The sequence below is a fragment of the Marinoscillum sp. MHG1-6 genome (genome assembly GCF_024714475.1).
GTDB lineage: Bacteria > Bacteroidota > Bacteroidia > Cytophagales > Cyclobacteriaceae > JAMZMI01.
The window spans coordinates 71,369-89,477 of the sequence record NZ_JAMZMI010000002.1; the positions used below are offsets into that span (position 1 = coordinate 71,369).

Consider the following 18,109-nt stretch of genomic DNA (forward strand, 5'->3'; position numbering starts at 1 on the left):
ATTCGTCTAACAAAACACGATAATTATCGAATTTTTAATGGTGTAGATTATACATTTACTAATTATTACTATTTTGCAATTGAATTTGATTAACTTTAACTTCAGAATTTAGAAACAGATACGAAAAATGAAAAAAATCACTCAACTACTAAATGCCTTAGTAATTTGTTCATTGATGGTATTCGCATCTTGCGGTGGCGACAAAAAAAATGATCCCGGAGACGCCAGAATTACCGCTGGTGAGAACGTGAAAGTTGTTGTCGCTAATGTGTCACCAATCAGCGTCACTAAAGATGGTGTAGACAGAACAGAATGGGATGCTACCAAATTCACTTTCACATTTGAGCCAAGTACACTTGGAGGAACGTTCACCGTAACTGGTGCTCCTGCGGATACTGGTGCGGATGCAGTTTGGGCTTCTTCAGGAAGCTGGTCTTTCCCTGGTGAAAGTGCTGGTACAATTGATCTTGATGGAAAAACTGCCACGCTTAGTACCTCTGCATCAACTGTTTCAATCACATTTGATGTGACTGGATCAGGAACTGGTGCAAGAGCTGCAGCCTTCGATGGCGAGTGGGTATTTACCTTCTAAGTCGAGTAAAATATCTTGTTAAAAGGGGATGACTAGTCATCCCCTTTTTTATTTTTGTAGAAATGGTAACAAGCCGTACATATCAGGATAAATACTTCAAGCAGGATAAAAATAGTATTCTGCGTGCGGCACAAGGGTTTGTTGAACCACAATTCCTAAAACACTGGGTTGAATATGCAATCGAGTGCTTTCATGCGAATGAAAATCCACTCGGATTAGAGGACGACTTCATTCTTCACCTCAAGTCCATAGAGAACTATGACACCGCTTTCCTGAGAGATCTTTATGAACTTTTGGCTGCCATCTATCGCCTCAAAAAGGGAAACAACCAACTTGAATTCATCTGGGATGGGCGTAGCCATTACGAAGTTTATGCGGAAAGCTGGAAGGATGAGTTTGATAAATGGCTGGACTACTTCTGTAATCTACCTGAATTTTATAGAGCTATCATTAAGATATGTGTTCTGAAGCAGGGAACCAGCTCCAAATTTCTTTTTTACGCCATGAGAAGAATCATTCTCACCCACTTCAATGTAGAACTGGGACGCAACAAAATGATCAAAAGCGCCTGATTTCGAAACTCTCGAAGTCTTCCCACTCGACCTCTTTCACCTCCACACTCCTCACAGCTGCAAATTCCGGTCCTTTCTTACACCAGGTAATTAGTGACTCAATCGCGTCCACGCTTCCTTCTGCTCTTATCTGAACGCTGCCATCTGGCTCATTTCGCACCCATCCGGTCAACCCCAGCTCATCAGCTTTCGCCTTTGTGGATGCACGATAGAAAACACCCTGAACCCTCCCAATACATTTAAGGCTGACACTTCTCATGATTCAAAGATCAGTGAACTAAACCACATTCATCACAGAACTTCCGCTTTCCAACAGGCCGTTTTTTAGGTGGTTTCTTATGCCCAAAATAGAGGGGGTTAGAATACTGAGGCTTTTCAGCCAACTTTGCTTCCTTCTTCTTTTTCTTTTGAACATCCTTCATCCGCTCCCTAAACTCAATCACATCCTCGTCGTACGTTGCAGAATTCTCTTTCTGAAAGATTCTGCTAAAGAAGTTTTTCTCTTGCTTTTTTTGCGACTGATAAGCTGGAGCAGGTGGCTTGATAGGCTCAACGTCCCTGGTCGTTTGGGCCTCAGTCAATAAAATAAAAATGAGAATAAACGTGAAGAATAAAATGCTTCTAAGAATCATTTCACAAAGCTTTTTTGGATTCAACGACAAATTCGAAAATTATTATGTCGTTGTGGCGAAGTTATTGCTCTTAGTTGGGCAATTCAAATGATCTGCATGCAAAGGCTACGGAGCAGCAATTTATTTAACATCTTTACGTTTCGATTGAAGCAAAATTTAGTATGAGAAAGGCACTGTTTATTGGTTGGCTAATTATTGGTTTAAATGCACTTGCGCAAGATTCTGTAGACAATCAGGTACTACAAGAAATTGACAGCACGGTAGCCTTAATAACCAAAGGTGACTATATCGGTGCCGATCAAGCTCTTCGTGCGATTATGAGCAAAATGGAGGCACTTCCATCAGATATGGCTTATTATTTTGGCCGAAACAGCTATCACCTGGAAAAGTATAAACAAAGCATTAACTGGCTCAATAAATACATTCAGCTAAAAGGAACTCAGGGTAAATTTTATCAGGAAGCTAACAAGTACCTTCAATTAGCAGAAGATCAATTTCTTCAGATATCCCGAAAGGAACCCATTGACCTAACCACAGAACTCTCCGGAGAAGACTACGATTGCGGAGGATTGAAAAAAATGATTTGCCCGGTTTGTCATGGAGACGGCGTAATCATAAAAAAAGGCAAATTTGATAACATCTATCAAACCTGCCCTTATTCTCAAGGTGAATCCTATTTATCTTGTGAAGACTACAACCTGTTCATGCGAGGACTTTTGGATCCTCCGGGGGATAAAAAGCCCTGATTTACCAACCTAGTACGTACCCAAATATCAATGGTGCAACAATAGTCGCATCAGATTCCACAATAAACTTAGGTGTATCTATATCCAGTTTTCCCCAGGTAATTTTTTCATTTGGCACCGCTCCGCTGTATGAACCATAACTTGTGGTAGAGTCCGATATCTGACAGAAATAGCTCCAGAATGGCACGTCTTCCATCTCCAAATCCTGATATAACATAGGTACCACACATATTGGAAAGTCTCCTGCGATTCCTCCTCCAATCTGGAAGAAACCTATTCCTTTGTCTTCAGCATTTTGAGTATACCAATCAGCTAAGAACATCATGTATTCTATACCTGATTTCATGGTAGAAGCCTTCAACTCTCCTTTGATACAGTAGGAGGCAAAAATGTTCCCCATGGTAGAATCCTCCCATCCCGGTACCACCATCGGTAGATTTTTCTCCATGGCCGCGAGCATCCAACTATTCTTCGGATCGATTTCGTAGTATTGTTTTAGCACTCCTGAGGAAAGTAATTTGTACATGAACTCATGGGGAAAATACCGCTCACCATTGTCATCGGCATCCTTCCAGATTTTATAAATATGTTCCTGCAAACGCCTGAATGCTTCCTCTTCGGGTATACAAGTATCTGTTACTCTGTTCAAGCCTTTATCCAACAGTTCTCGCTCCTGCTCAGGAGTTAGGTCGCGATAATTAGGAACACGCTTATAATGGCTATGCGCCACCAGGTTCATTAAATCTTCTTCGAGGTTAGCTCCCGTACAAGATATGAACTGAACTTTATCCTGACGGATCATCTCTGCTAGCGAAATTCCGAGCTCTCCGGTACTCATAGCACCTGCCAAAGAGACTAGCATCTTTTTCCCGGATTTGAGGTGAGCAACGTAACCCTTTGCAGCATCATGCAAAGCTGCGGCATTGAAATGCAAATAATGTTTCTCAATAAATGAGGTAATTGGCTTGTCTGACATCTCTGATTTTTTTGGTCGCAAATATGATCTAAATCACCCTATGGCAAAATAAATCTAACCCAATTTTCCTCCAAAGAGTAATGGGTTTATCAAAAATCAGGAAAGGATCAATTAGTCAAATCGGTATCGAATACCTGTCTGCAATCCAAACCCGGAAGGAGAAGCCACAAAGTCCGAACTCCCCTTGGTCAGGTTGTTAAGAGAATGCCTATAATTTGGCTGAACAAGGATATCAAAGTGGCTGATAAACTCATAGCCAAATTGAACTCCGGCAAGCCCCATGAAGCTGAATTGCTTGTATGGAGAGTTTGATCCAGGACCAATTGTCACATCAGCAACCTGATCATTCGAATCACTCAACTTATTTCCCAAATAGATGTTAGCCGCAACTCCACCATTCAATTCCACGCTCACCTTATTATCTAATAGTCGGTAACCCACATTTACCGGTATAGAGGCAAATTGAAACTGGTTATCAAGTTCAATATCTTCATAGCTATACCTTACTATTTCTTCCTGCTGAACAATATCCTGTACCTGTGTAACTCCCCTAACTTGTTTGGTAACGGCAATAGTTTCCACAATCTGCGTACTGGCAACGACCATATTGGTGTTGTTGGTGGCATCTGCCTGCATGTATTGGAAGCCACCGTGTACAGACCACTTATCAGAAAGGCGCATTCCCATATCTATACCAAAGGCCATCATCTGACCTGATGACATGGTTTCCTGTACAGCAGGATCCACTGAGCTCAATACATCACTTTCTACCTGGGTAAACTGGGAGCCCGGGTTTAGCAACAAACTACTATTAAGCGAACTGGAAGCGTTTTGGAAATTCGGATCGAAAGTACCGGAATTCACATCCAATCCAGCCCAGTAACGATCTTCAACATTATCTTGAGAAGAACGTCTTTTGTTATGGACGGCATTGGACGTATTTGCAACCATATATAACTGATCTCTCAATTGAGGGTCATCCATTACCAGTTGAGGAGATTTGGACTGAAGAGAATAAATGTTTTCGTCGGGATCTTCACCTAATCCTCCGTCGCCATCTATGGAGTTATTCCCATCCCTGGAATCAAATACTGTAATTGTAGCAAATGTTTGGAATGTTTTATTTTGACCAAACCCGGCTTCTCCCATCGCACCATATCCGGAGCCTTCAGCAGCTCTTAAGAAGGCATTATAAGAGCCTGAGCTCTCTAAATCATCAATTGCTGACCCTGAATTATAAGAAGCCCTGGTTTCATCGCCTCCCTTAGCCTCCAAAACCTCATTTTCTGCGTTATAGTTTGATGCGAGTTCAACTGAATTGGATTCTGTGTCTCCTGAAAATATCTCTACCAAACCTAACGTCGAGGCAATAACCAATACAGCTGCCGCAGCCCATTGATAATAGGCCGCCCTCTTCTTATATCCATCAACCCGACCATGAGCCAGCTCACGGTCAATTTCACTCCATACGATCTTCGGTGGCTCCTCGTTTGCATTAGCAAAAGCCTCCCTCCACTCACGTTCGAACAAACCGTCAGTTTCCTCCTGCTCTTTCATATTCCTCAGGGTTATTCTCTAAAATCCATTTTTGAAGCAAACTTTTCGCTCTGGCATACTGAGATTTGGAAGTACCTTCACTGATCTCAAGCATATCCGCTATCTCGTGATGTTTATACCCTTCAATGGCGTAAAGGTTGAAAATGATCTGACAACCGGTTGGAAGCTTTTGTATCATGACCATCAATTCCTTATATCCAAAAGAAGATAAGGTAACTTCAGTGCCGGAATGTTTTCTCAGATCAGTCACATCCACCATAGGGTAGAGATATAGTTTGCTACGTTGATAATTAAGAGCGGTGTTTATTACTATTCTCTTGATCCAATAACCAAGAGACGAGTCTTTTCTAAATGTTTTAATGTTTTTAAAAACCTTAATAAATGCCTCCTGAAGAATATCTTCAGCCTCCTGCTGCATTTTAGAATAGCGCAAAGCCACAGGATACATACTGGAACTGTATGCATCATACAATTTCTGTTGAGCTTTGCTGTTTTCTTTACAGCATCCTTCAATTAACTCTTCTTCACTGATGGCCATTCAGTTTAGTTTTGCTTTCTTAAGACTCACGTTATTATCGAATCGTTGCAACTGCACTAACAAATCTATGAAATATTACTCACTACTTTTAATTCTGAGTTGTTACCTATTCTCCTGTGTACCAGTAAGTACCACTACCTATACTACCAATAAGCAGCTAACCTATGAGGATCAGGAATATGAGCCCTACGTTGGATTTGTTCAGGTATTTTCAGCCTCTTCGTCTCCTTATGCCCAGGTTGAAAACCCTGTCATTAAGTTAGGACAGACCAATGGTATTCAGGTAGTTTTCGATTTGCTCGAGGATAACTATCACCCTATCAGCTTAAAGCTCATTCACTGCGATCACCGCTGGACCCCATCTGGCCTGGCCGATATCCGGTTTCTGGATGAATACAATTCTTTTAACGTGCCGGACTATCAATATTCTTCAAACACCCGAATACCTTATATTAGTTATACGGCTATCCTTCCAACCCCAAAAATTTCTGGTAATTACCTCATAGTAGCATATAATGGTAGTAATGAACGTGACATTTTATTCTCAAGAAGGGTGTTGGTCTTTGAATCCAGAGCGTCGGTAGCGGCAGAAGTAAAAATGAGCCCATCGGTCTCTCGCAGATCGGAAAAACAGCAAATAGACTTTGGAGTTGCTTATAAGGGGTTAGGAAATTTAAATCCCCTGAAGGACCTGAATATTGTAATCCTTCAAAACCATCGGTGGTCCACGGCTAATTTCGGTTTGCAACCCACCCAGGTTAGGGCTGATCAGCAATACCAGGAATATAGTCACCTTACCGGTGAAAACGAATTCCCCGGCGGGAACGAATACCGATTCATTGATTTCAGATCAGTAGATTATCGAGGGATGAACATTAGTAACGTAATTCAGGAGGACAACCGAATTGTAGCTTTCACCGCACTGGACAAACCAAGGGGAAATCTCGCCTATTCACAGCTCAATCAGGACATAAACGGCTCGTACTATTTACAAAATACTGACCCCGGAGATATTCCCAGGAACAGTGAATATGCACACGTCTTTTTCGAGCTTAGCACACCTAAAGTATCAAAGCCTGTGTACATTATTGGCCGGTTTAACAATTGGGCCAAAGAAATCTCCAACCAGATGAGCTATGATGAGGATCGACAAAGCTATCGTGGCAAACTGCTTTTAAAACAGGGATTCTACAATTATGCCTATGAATCCGAAGGCTCCAACAGTCTGGAGGGAGACTTCTTTCAAACTCGAAATGAATACGAGATTCTCGTTTACTACCGTAACCCAACAAAAAATTATGATGAGCTGGTAGGGTATCAAAAAGTCAAGAGTAATTTCTGATGGGATTTACACATTGAAACGGAAGTGCATGATATCTCCATCCTGCACCACGTATTCTTTTCCTTCTATCGACAACTTACCTGCTTCCTTACAAGCCTGTTCGGTTTTGTATTGTTCGTAGTCCGACAGCTTAATTACCTCAGCCTTGATAAACCCTCGCTCAAAATCCGTATGAATGACGCCTGCTGCCTGTGGTGCTTTCCAGCCCTTTTTGATTGTCCATGCACGAACTTCCTGAACTCCCGCAGTGAAATAAGTAATCAAATCCAAAAGCGAGTAAGCAGCTCTTATCAGTCGGTTCAAACCTGACTCTTCCAGGCCGTATTCCTCCAGGAACATTAATTTGTCCTCATCATTATCAAACTCTGCTATTTGGGCCTCCAAAGCTGCGGATACATTAATTTGAATGGCGTTTTCAGTGGCTGCTACCTCTGCAATTTTCTCGGAATATTGATTTCCGCCAACAACGTTCTCCTCCTCTACGTTTGCAACGTAAATGATCGGTTTATCCGTCAAAAGCTGAAGCTCTCTTACAAATACTTTGCTTTCTTTGTCCATCTCCAGAGATCGAGCATTTTTACCTTCCTCCAGATGGGATTTGTATGTTTTAAGTACCTCTAGTTCCTTTTTAGCCTTCGCGTCACCGGATTTAGCAATCTTTTCAACACGCTGAATTCTTTTATCAACTGACTCCAGGTCCTTCAACTGCAATTCAGTATCAATAACCTCTTTATCAGAAATAGGATCAACCTTACCGTCAACGTGAATGATATTGTCATTCTCGAAACACCTGATCACATGGATAATAGCATCAACCTCACGTATGTTAGCAAGGAACTGGTTTCCAAGCCCCTCTCCTTTGCTAGCCCCTTTTACCAGACCAGCTATGTCCACAAACTCTATTACAGTCGGAACGACCTTTTCAGGACTTACCAGACCTTCCAATGTTTTCAACCGATGATCTGGAACTGTGATCACCCCCACATTAGGCTCAATGGTACAAAATGGAAAATTAGCTGCCTCTGCTTTGGCATTGGAAAGGGCGTTAAACAAAGTAGACTTACCAACATTTGGCAACCCAACAATACCGCACTGTAAACCCATGATCTAGTTTTTGATTTTAAAGACTCTGTATTGATTAAACCCTGCATAAATCTCTGATGTAGAGACCCTTAAAATGGTATAAACAGGGATCGCTGCGATCATACCGGGTATGCCGGCTATCGAAGCGCCGACAAAAATAATGACAAAAATTTCTAAAGGATGAGCTTTAACACTTTTAGAGAAAATTAATGGCTGAAGAAGCACATTATCCGTCACCTGAACGACTGCAAATACAGAAAAAACTTTAACTATTAATATGATCGTTTCATTGCTGAACGCAAAGTCACCGGAAGCGGAAACGGCAACCAAAATACCAAACAGCCCACCCAGCAAAGGTCCCAGATATGGGATGAGGTTAGCCACAGCTGCAAATACCGCAACCGTCACGGCATAGTCAATTCCCAAAATACTCAACCCCACCCCAGCTATGGTGAAAATGGAAATCATCTGAAAAAGTAAGCCTAACAGATAGTTAGACAACAGCTTCTCCATTTTATAAAGGGCATTGATAAACACTTCAAAATATTGATTCGGAATTATGGAAATAAATACACGTCTAATGATCCCCTTCTCGTACAATAAAAAGAAAGTAATGAAGCCCACGGCCAGAATACCCACGAAAAAATTTCCGGCTACAGAAAACAAACTATTAATCACATCCCCAAGCTTCACCCTGCCGGCATAATTGAAAACCGCATCATGAATCGCCTCCTTTAAGAAACCCGAGTCCTCAGAAACAAGGTCTTTCGCAATTAGAAAATCCTCTATGCTCCGCAAAGGCTGAAAAAGCTTTTCAAAAACTATCTCAAAATCAATCCTTGAGATGACATCAACCTGATGGGATATTAAAGGAATGAACAGCGTAATAAAGGCACCTATAACCCCCGCTACAGCAAGAAAGGATACGAATACCGCCAACCCCCTTGGGATGGTTCTCCCTGAAACTTCAAGTTTAAGTACCCAGTTAGTTAAGGGACGAAGGAGCGTCGCAATGACCAGAGAGAAGGTGATGTAAAAAAAGATATTCGAGAAATACCAAATTGCCACCACAAGAGCAACAACGAACAAACCAATGGCAATTAACGTTTTTCTCATTTCTCAAAAATAAAAAAGCCCCCATTCGATTAAAGGGGGGCTAACTTAATATTTTAGAAGATTTTAATCCCACTTAAGTTCAGTATCCGCATCACCAGTGCTCACGTCTACTTCCTCATCAACATTGTCGAATTGCGTAAAGTCGACATCTGGCAACAATTCTTCCTTAACATGATTCACCGTCTCATTCAAGGCATCAATGAATTTGTGAAAGTCTTCCTTGTACAAGAAAATCTTGTGCTTTTCATACACATATCCATCATCTTTGTAGCGTCTTTTGCTCTCTGTAATTGTAAGATAGTAGTCGTTGGATTTGGTTGACTTTACATCAAAGAAATACGTACGCTTACCAGCTCTTACTCTTTCAGAATAAATCTCATCTCTTCCTTTTTCGCTGTTATCTTCCACTTCCTTCTTTTCTTTTGGTTATCTGTTAGTAAATCTCTTGTTATGTGAACAAAATGATTTTAAATATAGCATTTTAAATTTGACAAATGCAAACACCCTAAATTTATGTCAAATTATAAATACAACTACATGTATTTAATATGGGGGTAACAATATTCTATGAGTCTTAAACTTTCGGACATCCGACAATTTGATAAACTGGATTTTCTGGCCAAGCAACTTGTCGAAGGTTTCATCACCGGACTACACAAATCTCCTTTCCATGGATTTTCAGTTGAATTCGCAGAACACAAGGTTTATAACAGTGGAGAAAGCACCCGTCACGTAGACTGGAAGGTATATGCCCGCACTGACAGGTTGTATACTAAACAATACGAAGAAGAGACCAACTTAAGGTGTCAGATATTGCTGGATGTCTCGGGGTCTATGTACTATCCGCACCCCGATAAAACTAAAATAAAATTCGCAGCGCTCACCGCAGCAGCGCTCACCCATTTATTAACTACTCAAAGAGATGCAGTAGGTTTAACTACCTTTTCGGATAAAATAGAATACCAGTCACCACAAAGCTCCACAGCATCAAATACCGGACTGATAATCAAGGCTTTGGATCATGCACTCAATGCTTCTCCCTCTGCTACCCAAACCCGTGTTTCAGATGTCATTCATGAGATAGCCGATAAAATCACAAAACGTTCGCTGGTGATCATTCTAAGCGATATGTTCCAAAACGTAGAGAACCTGGACGAAATTTTCAAATCATTGCAGCACCTGAGGCATAATAAGCATGAAATTCTGATCTTTCATGTGACCGACCATTCAACGGAACTAAACTTTGAATTTGATGACAGACCTCATCAGTTCATCGATTTGGAAACGAAGCAGACCATTAAAGTCAACCCAAGGGACGTCAAGGAGTTCTACCAGCAAAAAACAGCGGAAATGTATCGGGAATTAAAATTGCGCTGCGGCCAGTTTAAAATTGATTATATCGAAGCGGATACCTCCGACCCTTTTGATAAGGTTTTGGGTGCCTACCTGATCAAAAGAAAGAAAATGAAATAAAAAAAGCGGGTCTTACCCGCTTTTAAATTCTTACTATTAAACGTGAAGCCATTCCTTTTTGGCTTGCAATTCCTCTTCGGTTTCTTCATAATCCGGATCTGGCACACAGCAATCTACAGGACATACCGCTGCACATTGTGGCTCCTCATGGAAACCAGTACACTCTGTACATTTGCCAGACACTATATAGTAAAATTCGTCCGAAACCGGCTCCTGGTCTTCATCTCCAGGTATTACCGTGCCATCTTCCATTTCTACCTCGCTAAGATCTGTTCCATCAGACCATTTCCACTCTACTCCACCTTCATAAATGGCTGTGTTTGGGCATTCCGGTTCGCATGCACCACAGTTGATGCATTCGTCTGTTATCATTATCGCCATTTCCTTAACTCTTTAATTGCGTTTGTCAATAAGGGAACAAAAATATTCACAATAAGTTTGCAGCCAAAAGCAAAAGACAGATAAATGAACATCGAAGCACGTATTTCCGCATTTATTCAGCTAGCTGACAAAATAAAAAGATTATCTAATGACGAATTAGAAGATCTCTACTCCAGGGCAGAGGCAGAAAACGCTTGGTTTACCAAAGAAAATATCGAACGTGCGCTATTCGGCATCAGCTACCAACTGGATGAAGACAAACTCAATCAATGGCTATCCAAGTATCAATTGGAGCCTGAAATTCCAAAGATCGTCGGGATTGTGATGGCCGGAAATATCCCGCTAGTTGGTTTTCATGACTTACTATGCGTCTTAATTTCAGGTCATTTTGCTGCCATCAAAGCTTCAAGTCAGGATTCGTTTCTCATCAATAAAATTATTAGCTGGCTCCTCGAAATTGAGCCCGGGTTCAAAAAGTCGCTTGAGCTCAGGGAGCGACTGACAGGAATTGACGCGGTAATCGCCACCGGAAGTGACAACACCGCACGCTATTTTGAACATTATTTTAAGGATATACCCAGCATTATTCGCAAAAACAGGTCATCTGTTGCGGTTTTAACGGGTAATGAAACTGCTCAGGAGCTGAAGGCGCTGGGAAAAGACATATTCTGGTATTTTGGCCTGGGATGTAGAAACATTTCAAAATTACTTGTACCAAAGGGGTACAAACCGGACTTTCTATTCGAGTCAATTCAGGAGTTCGAGCCAGTTATTCATCATCATAAATACCGCAACAACTACGATTATAATAAATCCATCTACCTGGTTAATAGTGAGCCTCATCTCGATACAGGATTTTTGATGTGGAGAAAAACCGAGGAACTGGTTTCCCCTATCTCGGTAATGTACGCGCAAGAATATGAAAGTACCGGAGAAATCCAGGATATACTAAATGCCCATAAAGACAAAATACAATGTGTAGTTGGTCGGGACTATATCCCCTTTGGGAAAGCTCAACTCCCTGAGCTCTGGGATTACGCCGACAAGGTGGATACCCTAAAATTTTTAGCAGCATTGTAATTCTCAACAAACAAAAAACCACCTCGGCGAGATGGTTTAAAATATCATAACTATAAAATAATATGCAGTTCTTGGATATCTATCCAGGCAAGGGATTCAGACAAGACTCATCTCACCAAACGTACCCAAGGCAAATACCACCAAAGGGAACCCAATTTGGTTGTAATTGACTGTATTCCTCTTTGTACGCAAAAATAGGTGTGAAACCTGCTCTAATTAAAAAACCTCCATCCCTTTTCTGATACCGATAACCAATTCTTCCAAACCAATAATAACTTCGATAAAAGTTGGATTCGTACGCAAATTTTTCATTAACAATGAGTACTGAGGCTGAAAACTCAAAAAAGTGATTGGCTTTTCCTAAAAAACCTCCAACCTCGATTGGTAACATGAGCCTTGGACTTTCAACATAATCATCAAAGCTTATTGAAGGGATATACTCGAAACCAATTCTGCCAAAAGGAATAACATTTGGTGACGTGAATGGCTGTAATTCATAGTTAATTGAATACAATATTGACTGGCCGGCTAATTCTCCATAAACGGCATGGGTTTGTGCTTCCAGACATTGATGCAAACCAAAAAATATTGCAGCTAGTAATAAGAACTTTTTCAAAACAATTTGCTTATAACTGATAGGATAGGCAGACAATATAACCCATTCGTCTACAGACAAATGGGTTTACGAGTAAATTTTATTATTATATTTTAAGCCTTGTTCATCTCTTTGATCAGGTTCAATGCAGAACCAGCCTTGAACCAACCGATTTGACCGGCATTATAGGTATGGTTTGTCTCAATGATATCTTTAGAACCATCCTCATGTACAAACTCAAGCATTAATGACTTGCCGGGAGCAAACTCAGTCAGGTCAAGGAAGTTGACAGTATCTGCTTCCTGAATTTTATCATAGTCCGCCTCATTGGCAAAGGTCAATGCCAACATTCCCTGCTTTTTCAGGTTGGTTTCATGAATTCGTGCAAATGACTTGACCAAAACCGCTCTCACGCCCAGGTGACGAGGCTGCATTGCAGCATGCTCCCTTGACGAACCTTCACCATAGTTGTGGTCACCTACTACAATTGTAGGAATACCTGCAGCCTTATAAGCTCTTTGTACGTCAGGCACACCGCCCATTTCGCCGGTTAACTGATTCTTTACTTTATCAGTTTCACCATTAAAAGCATTTACCGCACCCGTCAAGGTATTGTTAGCGATATTATCCAAATGACCTCTGAATCTCAACCAAGGACCCGCCATTGAAATGTGGTCAGTAGTACATTTACCCTGGGCTTTGATCAGAAGTTTAGCGCCAGTAATATTTTGTCCATCCCATGGTTCAAAACCTTCCAAAAGCTGTAGTCTTTGAGAGTCAGGACTAACTTTTACTTCCACGCCAGAACCATCTTCTGCAGGTGCCAGATAACCAGCATCCTCTACTGCAAAACCTTTTGGAGGTAGTTCCCAACCCGTTGGCGGATCAAGCTTCACCTCCTCACCCTTATCATTGGTTAAGGTGTCTGTAATTGGATTGAACCCAAGGTTACCGGATATCGCGATGGCCGCAACCATCTCAGGAGATGTTACAAATGCGTGTGTATTCGGGTTGCCGTCCGCTCTCTTTGCAAAGTTTCTATTGAAAGAGTGGACGATCGTATTCTTTTCTTTTTTATCGGCTCCAGCTCTATCCCATTGCCCGATACATGGCCCGCAGGCATTGGTGAATATCTTAGTTCCCAGTTTCTCAAAAGTATCCAGTATGCCGTCACGATCCACAGTGTATCTCACCTGCTCTGATCCCGGGTTAATTCCAAAATCTGCTTTTGGCTTAAGGCCCTTAGCCACAGCTTGCTTGGCGATGGATTCGGCTCTTGATAAATCTTCATAAGAGGAGTTGGTGCAGGAACCTATCAAACCCCACTCCACTTTAGTCGGCCAGCCATTTTTCTCAGCCATTTTTCTCATTTCGGAAATTGGTGTTGCCAAATCAGGCGTAAACGGCCCATTTACGTGTGGCTCAAGTGTAGACAGGTCAATTTCAATCACCTGATCGAAGTACTTTTCAGGATTAGCATATACTTCAGGATCACCAGTCAGATGTTCTTTCACCCCATTGGCCAAATCCGCAACATCAGCACGATCCGTGGCTCTCAGGTATCTTTCCATTGACTCATCATAACCGAATGTTGAGGTCGTAGCTCCGATCTCAGCACCCATGTTACAAATTGTACCCTTACCTGTGCAAGAAAGGCTTTTTGCACCCTCGCCAAAATATTCTACAATGGCTCCGGTTCCGCCCTTAACAGTCAGGATACCTGCTACTTTCAATATCACATCCTTGGGAGCTGTCCAACCGTTCATTTTGCCAGTCAACTTCACGCCTATTAATTTAGGGAATTTCAGTTCCCATGGCATACCTGCCATTACATCCACTGCATCAGCACCCCCAACACCCACTGCAACCATTCCAAGTCCACCAGCGTTTACCGTATGCGAGTCAGTACCGATCATCATACCGCCAGGGAAAGCGTAGTTTTCCAGTACAACCTGGTGAATAATACCCGCACCTGGTTTCCAGAATCCAATGCCATATTTGTTAGAAACAGACTCCAGGAAGTTAAAAACCTCATTGGAAGTATTCAACGCGTTCTGGAGATCCGCCGCGGCTCCTATTTTGGCCTGAATCAGGTGATCACAGTGAACGGTCGTTGGTACAGCTACTTGCGGCTTACCCGCCTGCATAAATTGCAAAAGCGCCATTTGAGCAGTAGCATCCTGGCAGGCAATTCTATCCGGAGCAAAATCCACGTAGCTTGCTCCTCTTTCAAAAACCTCACCTGGCATTCCGGCTGATAAATGGGAGTACAAAATTTTCTCTGAAAGGGTCAGAGGATTACCTGTTACTTCCTTCGCCTTTTTTACTCGCTCACCTATGGTACTATAGACGGCTTTTATCATTTCAATATCAAATGCCATATGGTCTGCTTTTAGAATTAATAATTAGGTTTTATTGAGTTTATTTAAATATAAGGCTTAAAGTTCAAGTTTTTAAAAAACGTGAACTTTATCAGATTAATTCATCCTCTCACAATTTATTACAACTCAGAATGCAGATCCATCAGTTGAATGGATAATGATTAACAAATCATATGTCATAAAAAAAGCTCATACCGTGGGTATGAGCTTTTGAAATCTATAAAAGATCGTTGATACTATACTGCCAACAGCTTACTAGATGGCTTAAACTTGGTCAAGTCAATGCCTTCTACTGCTGCCTCATACTCTTCAATATTTGGGGTTCTACCCAGAATGGTTGAGAGCACTACTACTGGTGTAGAAGAAAGCAATGATTCACCCTTTTTCTCTGCGGAATCCTTTACCACTCTTCCCTGGAACAAACGAGTAGATGTAGCCATCACAGTATCCCCTGGCTCGGCCTTTTCCTGATTACCCATACACAGGTTACATCCTGGTCGCTCCAGGTACAAAATGTTTTCATATTTGGTACGAGCCGCAGCTTTCGGAGCATTGTCATCAAACTCAAACCCGGAATATTTTTGCAACACTTCCCAGTCACCTTCAGCTTTCAACTCATCAACGATGTTGTAAGTCGGAGGAGCCACTACCAGAGGAGCATTGAACTCAACTTTACCCTTTTGTGCTTCAATGTTTTTAAGCATCTGGGCCAGAATTTTCATGTCACCTTTGTGAACCATGCATGAGCCGACAAATCCGAGATCAACTTTTCTATTGCCACCGTAATAAGAAAGAGGCCTGATGGTATCGTGAGTATATCGCTTCGAAACATCGTCATTATAAACATCAGGGTCAGCAATCATTGGCTCAGAAATCTGATCCAAATCAACCACTACCTCAGCGTAATACTTGGCATTTGCATCCGGAGTAAGGGCTGGTTTTTCACCTGATCTGATTTCAGCAATTCTTTTATCAGCCTTATCGATCAAACCTTGAAGTACCTGCTTCTCATTATCCATACCCTTCTCTATCATGATCTGGATTCTAGACTTGGCAATCTCAAGTGATTCGATGAGGGTTTCATCTTCAGAAACACAGATGGAAGCTTTAGCCTTCATCTCTGCTGTCCAGTCTGTAAATGTGAAAGCCTGATCTGCAGTAAGGGTTCCGATGTGAACCTCTATCACTCTACCCTGGAATACATTTTCTCCTCCAAACTGCTTAAGCATTTGTTGCTGAGTAGCATGTACCACATCACGGAAGTCCATGTAGCTCTTCATATTTCCTGTGAATGTCACCTTCACAGATTCAGGGATTGGCATGGAAGCTTCTCCTGTCGCAAGTGCAAGCGCTACGGTACCAGAATCGGCACCAAACGCAACACCCTTAGACATTCTTGTATGAGAGTCACCTCCAATGATAATAGCCCAATCATCGATCGTGATATCATTCAATACTTTATGAATAACATCGGTCATAGAGTGATAAACACCCTTCGGATCACGGGCCGTGATCAGACCAAAATCATTCATGAACTTCATCAATTTCGGAATATTAGCTTGCGCTTTCTTATCCCATACTGAAGCAGTGTGACATCCGGACTGGTAGGCGCCATCCACAATTGGAGAGATGACTGTGGCAGCCATAGACTCCAGTTCCTGAGAGGTCATCAGACCGGTAGTATCCTGAGAACCAACGATATTCACTTCTACGCGAACATCTGACCCAGCATGCAAAGTTTTTCCTGGCGTAGTTCCTACAGCATTCTTGTTGAAGATCTTTTCAACTGCCGTAAGCCCCTGTCCCTCATTAGAGATCTCTTTAGAAGGAGCAAAAACAACTGGTGCCGTAACACCTAAAGTCTTAGCAGCAAAAGTTTGTAATTTCTTACCGAATACTACTGCATATGAACCTCCTGCTTTTATGAATTCCACTTTTTGTGGTGTCAATGAAGCAGAGATATCTATCAACTCCTGATCTCCGTTATATAGTTTTTTCTTTTTGGTATTAATAGTCAAAACAGTGCCTGTTTCAACAGAATAGGCTTGTTCTAATACCGGATCCCCGTTTGCATCAAGGACAGGATTCCCATCAGCATCCTTTTTCTTAACCCAGTTTTTAAGGTCAATACCAATTCCTCCCGTTACACCAACTGTGGTTAGGAAGATCGGAGAAATCCCATTGGTGCCCGCGATAATCGGGGCGATATTGATGAAAGGCACATAAGGACTTGCTTGAATACCTGTCCAAAGGGCCACGTTGTTTACACCTGACATCCTTGATGAACCTACTCCCATCGTTCCCTTTTCAGCGATCAGCATAACACGCTTGTCCGGGTGTTGTGCTTTTAACTCTGAAAGTGCCTGTTGCATTTCTTTGTTGTGCTCGAAGATGCACTGACCATGCAGCTCACGATCCGACCTTGAGTGTGCGTCGGCACCCGGAGAAAGTAAATCTGTAGAAATATCTCCCTCCCCTGCGATGAAGGTGACAATTTTGATTTCCTCTTGAACTTCAGGAAGTTCTGTGAAGAACTCTGCTTTAGCATAACTTTCCAGTAGTTCCTTCGCGATTCCGTTACCAGCTTCAAATGCTTGCTTTAAGCGAGCATAATCTGCGTCATATAAGAACACCTGTGTCTTCAGCACCTTTGCTGCTTCCGTAGCAATCGCGTTGTCATCACCAAGTGCCATATCAAGTAACACCTTGATAGAAGGCCCTCCTTTCATATGTGAGAGCAGTTCAAAAGCGAATGCAGGAGTGATTTCTTCAACAACAGACTCTCCAAGGATGATTTCCTTTAAAAATTCCGCCTTTACACCAGCAGCGCTTGTTGTTCCCGGAAGGGTATTGTAAATAAAGAAATTTAGTGAATCCTTTCGGTGTGGATTGTTCAGGTCTTTGATCTGGTCAATGATCTCACTCAACAATTCGCCACCATCAATGGGCTTGGGATGAAGGCCCTGAGCTTTACGTTCTTCAATTTCTTTAATGTAATCGTTGTAGGTGTTCATGCTTGAAGTCTTTTCAATGTTAAAGGCGAAT

Annotated in this window: 18 protein-coding genes; 6 read left to right on the plus strand and 12 right to left on the minus strand. The window is 41.9% G+C overall.

All coding sequences use genetic code 11. The annotated features are described in order from the left end of the window. Positions 1–127: 127 nt before the first annotated feature. Entirely contained in the window at positions 128–592 is a 465-nt protein-coding gene (locus NXR94_RS04170) for a hypothetical protein (RefSeq protein WP_258103326.1), read from the plus strand. 62 nt (positions 593–654) lie between these two features. Beyond that, the gene (locus NXR94_RS04175; RefSeq protein ID WP_258103327.1) at positions 655–1,164 is read left to right on the plus strand and encodes a hypothetical protein; all 510 of its coding nucleotides are present in this window, start codon (positions 655–657) and stop codon (positions 1,162–1,164) included. Here NXR94_RS04175 and NXR94_RS04180 read toward each other — a convergent pair. Both NXR94_RS04180 and NXR94_RS04185 read right to left on the minus strand, forming a co-directional pair. Further along, on the minus strand, positions 1,151–1,423 hold the full coding sequence (locus tag NXR94_RS04180) for an acylphosphatase (protein WP_258103328.1): 273 nt from the start codon (positions 1,421–1,423) through the stop codon (positions 1,151–1,153). The genes NXR94_RS04175 and NXR94_RS04180 overlap by 14 nt on opposite strands. Positions 1,424–1,433: 10 nt before the next feature. Further along, the gene (locus NXR94_RS04185) at positions 1,434–1,796 is read right to left on the minus strand and encodes a hypothetical protein (protein WP_258103329.1); all 363 of its coding nucleotides are present in this window, start codon (positions 1,794–1,796) and stop codon (positions 1,434–1,436) included. A gap of 161 nt (positions 1,797–1,957) precedes the next feature. Between NXR94_RS04185 and NXR94_RS04190 the strand changes: the two genes are divergently transcribed. Next, positions 1,958–2,542: a hypothetical protein gene (locus NXR94_RS04190; protein ID WP_258103330.1), complete on the plus strand. Its 585-nt coding sequence runs from the start codon at positions 1,958–1,960 to the stop codon at positions 2,540–2,542. 1 nt (position 2,543) lies between these two features. On the opposite strand, the gene NXR94_RS04195 is transcribed toward NXR94_RS04190, so the two are convergent. From NXR94_RS04195 to NXR94_RS04205, 3 genes are all read right to left on the minus strand, one after another. After that, entirely contained in the window at positions 2,544–3,518 is a 975-nt protein-coding gene (locus tag NXR94_RS04195; protein ID WP_258103331.1) for a deoxyhypusine synthase family protein, read from the minus strand. 111 nt (positions 3,519–3,629) lie between these two features. Continuing rightward, positions 3,630–5,075 (minus strand): hypothetical protein, encoded by a 1,446-nt coding sequence (locus NXR94_RS04200; RefSeq protein WP_258103332.1) that lies wholly within the window; start codon positions 5,073–5,075, stop codon positions 3,630–3,632. Continuing rightward, positions 5,053–5,613 carry an RNA polymerase sigma factor gene (locus NXR94_RS04205; RefSeq protein ID WP_258103333.1) on the minus strand — a complete coding sequence of 187 codons (561 nt, stop codon included), beginning with the start codon at positions 5,611–5,613 and terminating at the stop codon, positions 5,053–5,055. Before NXR94_RS04205 ends, NXR94_RS04200 begins: the two co-directional genes overlap by 23 nt. Positions 5,614–5,680: 67 nt before the next feature. Between NXR94_RS04205 and NXR94_RS04210 the strand changes: the two genes are divergently transcribed. After that, a complete protein-coding gene (locus NXR94_RS04210) occupies positions 5,681–6,955 on the plus strand; it encodes a type IX secretion system plug protein domain-containing protein (RefSeq protein WP_258103334.1) in 1,275 nt (424 codons plus the stop codon). Positions 6,956–6,961: 6 nt separating this feature from the next. Here the strand turns inward: NXR94_RS04210 and ychF are convergent, their stop codons facing one another. From ychF to NXR94_RS04225, 3 genes are all read right to left on the minus strand, one after another. Then, positions 6,962–8,059, minus strand: coding sequence for a redox-regulated ATPase YchF (gene ychF / locus NXR94_RS04215; protein ID WP_258103335.1), 1,098 nt, complete (start codon positions 8,057–8,059; stop codon positions 6,962–6,964). 3 nt (positions 8,060–8,062) lie between these two features. Then, complete coding sequence (locus tag NXR94_RS04220; RefSeq protein ID WP_258103336.1) at positions 8,063–9,154, minus strand: AI-2E family transporter; 1,092 nt, start codon at positions 9,152–9,154, stop codon at positions 8,063–8,065. Positions 9,155–9,217: 63 nt separating this feature from the next. Then, the gene (locus tag NXR94_RS04225) at positions 9,218–9,562 is read right to left on the minus strand and encodes a PUR family DNA/RNA-binding protein (RefSeq protein ID WP_258103337.1); all 345 of its coding nucleotides are present in this window, start codon (positions 9,560–9,562) and stop codon (positions 9,218–9,220) included. 159 nt (positions 9,563–9,721) lie between these two features. Between NXR94_RS04225 and NXR94_RS04230 the strand changes: the two genes are divergently transcribed. Beyond that, entirely contained in the window at positions 9,722–10,627 is a 906-nt protein-coding gene (locus NXR94_RS04230; protein ID WP_258103338.1) for a DUF58 domain-containing protein, read from the plus strand. Between the two features lie 36 nt (positions 10,628–10,663). Here NXR94_RS04230 and NXR94_RS04235 read toward each other — a convergent pair whose 3' ends face one another. Next, the gene (locus tag NXR94_RS04235) at positions 10,664–11,008 is read right to left on the minus strand and encodes a 4Fe-4S dicluster domain-containing protein (RefSeq protein ID WP_258103339.1); all 345 of its coding nucleotides are present in this window, start codon (positions 11,006–11,008) and stop codon (positions 10,664–10,666) included. A gap of 84 nt (positions 11,009–11,092) precedes the next feature. Here NXR94_RS04235 and NXR94_RS04240 point away from each other — a divergent pair, with 84 nt between their 5' ends. Next, on the plus strand, positions 11,093–12,088 hold the full coding sequence (locus tag NXR94_RS04240; RefSeq protein WP_258103340.1) for an acyl-CoA reductase: 996 nt from the start codon (positions 11,093–11,095) through the stop codon (positions 12,086–12,088). A 112-nt stretch (positions 12,089–12,200) separates the two neighbouring features. Here the strand turns inward: NXR94_RS04240 and NXR94_RS04245 are convergent, their stop codons facing one another. From NXR94_RS04245 to NXR94_RS04255, 3 genes are all read right to left on the minus strand, one after another. After that, a complete protein-coding gene (locus tag NXR94_RS04245; protein WP_258103341.1) occupies positions 12,201–12,704 on the minus strand; it encodes a hypothetical protein in 504 nt (167 codons plus the stop codon). Between the two features lie 92 nt (positions 12,705–12,796). Then, a complete protein-coding gene (locus NXR94_RS04250) occupies positions 12,797–15,064 on the minus strand; it encodes an aconitate hydratase (protein ID WP_258103342.1) in 2,268 nt (755 codons plus the stop codon). Positions 15,065–15,300: 236 nt separating this feature from the next. Continuing rightward, positions 15,301–18,078: a bifunctional aconitate hydratase 2/2-methylisocitrate dehydratase gene (locus NXR94_RS04255; protein ID WP_258103343.1), complete on the minus strand. Its 2,778-nt coding sequence runs from the start codon at positions 18,076–18,078 to the stop codon at positions 15,301–15,303. Positions 18,079–18,109: the final 31 nt, after the last annotated feature.

Excerpts from the sequence above, each read along its gene's own strand:
- NXR94_RS04170 (WP_258103326.1), top strand. The coding sequence starts at position 128 with ATGAAAAAAATCACTCAACTACTAAATGCCTTAGTAATTTGTTCATTG.
- NXR94_RS04175 (WP_258103327.1), top strand. The coding sequence starts at position 655 with ATGGTAACAAGCCGTACATATCAGGATAAATACTTCAAGCAGGATAAA.
- NXR94_RS04180 (WP_258103328.1), bottom strand. The coding sequence starts at position 1,423 with ATGAGAAGTGTCAGCCTTAAATGTATTGGGAGGGTTCAGGGTGTTTTC.
- NXR94_RS04185 (WP_258103329.1), bottom strand. The coding sequence starts at position 1,796 with ATGATTCTTAGAAGCATTTTATTCTTCACGTTTATTCTCATTTTTATT.
- NXR94_RS04190 (WP_258103330.1), top strand. The coding sequence starts at position 1,958 with ATGAGAAAGGCACTGTTTATTGGTTGGCTAATTATTGGTTTAAATGCA.
- NXR94_RS04195 (WP_258103331.1), bottom strand. The coding sequence starts at position 3,518 with ATGTCAGACAAGCCAATTACCTCATTTATTGAGAAACATTATTTGCAT.
- NXR94_RS04200 (WP_258103332.1), bottom strand. The coding sequence starts at position 5,075 with ATGAAAGAGCAGGAGGAAACTGACGGTTTGTTCGAACGTGAGTGGAGG.
- NXR94_RS04205 (WP_258103333.1), bottom strand. The coding sequence starts at position 5,613 with ATGGCCATCAGTGAAGAAGAGTTAATTGAAGGATGCTGTAAAGAAAAC.
- NXR94_RS04210 (WP_258103334.1), top strand. The coding sequence starts at position 5,681 with ATGAAATATTACTCACTACTTTTAATTCTGAGTTGTTACCTATTCTCC.
- ychF (WP_258103335.1), bottom strand. The coding sequence starts at position 8,059 with ATGGGTTTACAGTGCGGTATTGTTGGGTTGCCAAATGTTGGTAAGTCT.
- NXR94_RS04220 (WP_258103336.1), bottom strand. The coding sequence starts at position 9,154 with ATGAGAAAAACGTTAATTGCCATTGGTTTGTTCGTTGTTGCTCTTGTG.
- NXR94_RS04230 (WP_258103338.1), top strand. The coding sequence starts at position 9,722 with ATGAGTCTTAAACTTTCGGACATCCGACAATTTGATAAACTGGATTTT.
- NXR94_RS04235 (WP_258103339.1), bottom strand. The coding sequence starts at position 11,008 with ATGGCGATAATGATAACAGACGAATGCATCAACTGTGGTGCATGCGAA.
- NXR94_RS04240 (WP_258103340.1), top strand. The coding sequence starts at position 11,093 with ATGAACATCGAAGCACGTATTTCCGCATTTATTCAGCTAGCTGACAAA.
- NXR94_RS04250 (WP_258103342.1), bottom strand. The coding sequence starts at position 15,064 with ATGGCATTTGATATTGAAATGATAAAAGCCGTCTATAGTACCATAGGT.
- NXR94_RS04255 (WP_258103343.1), bottom strand. The coding sequence starts at position 18,078 with ATGAACACCTACAACGATTACATTAAAGAAATTGAAGAACGTAAAGCT.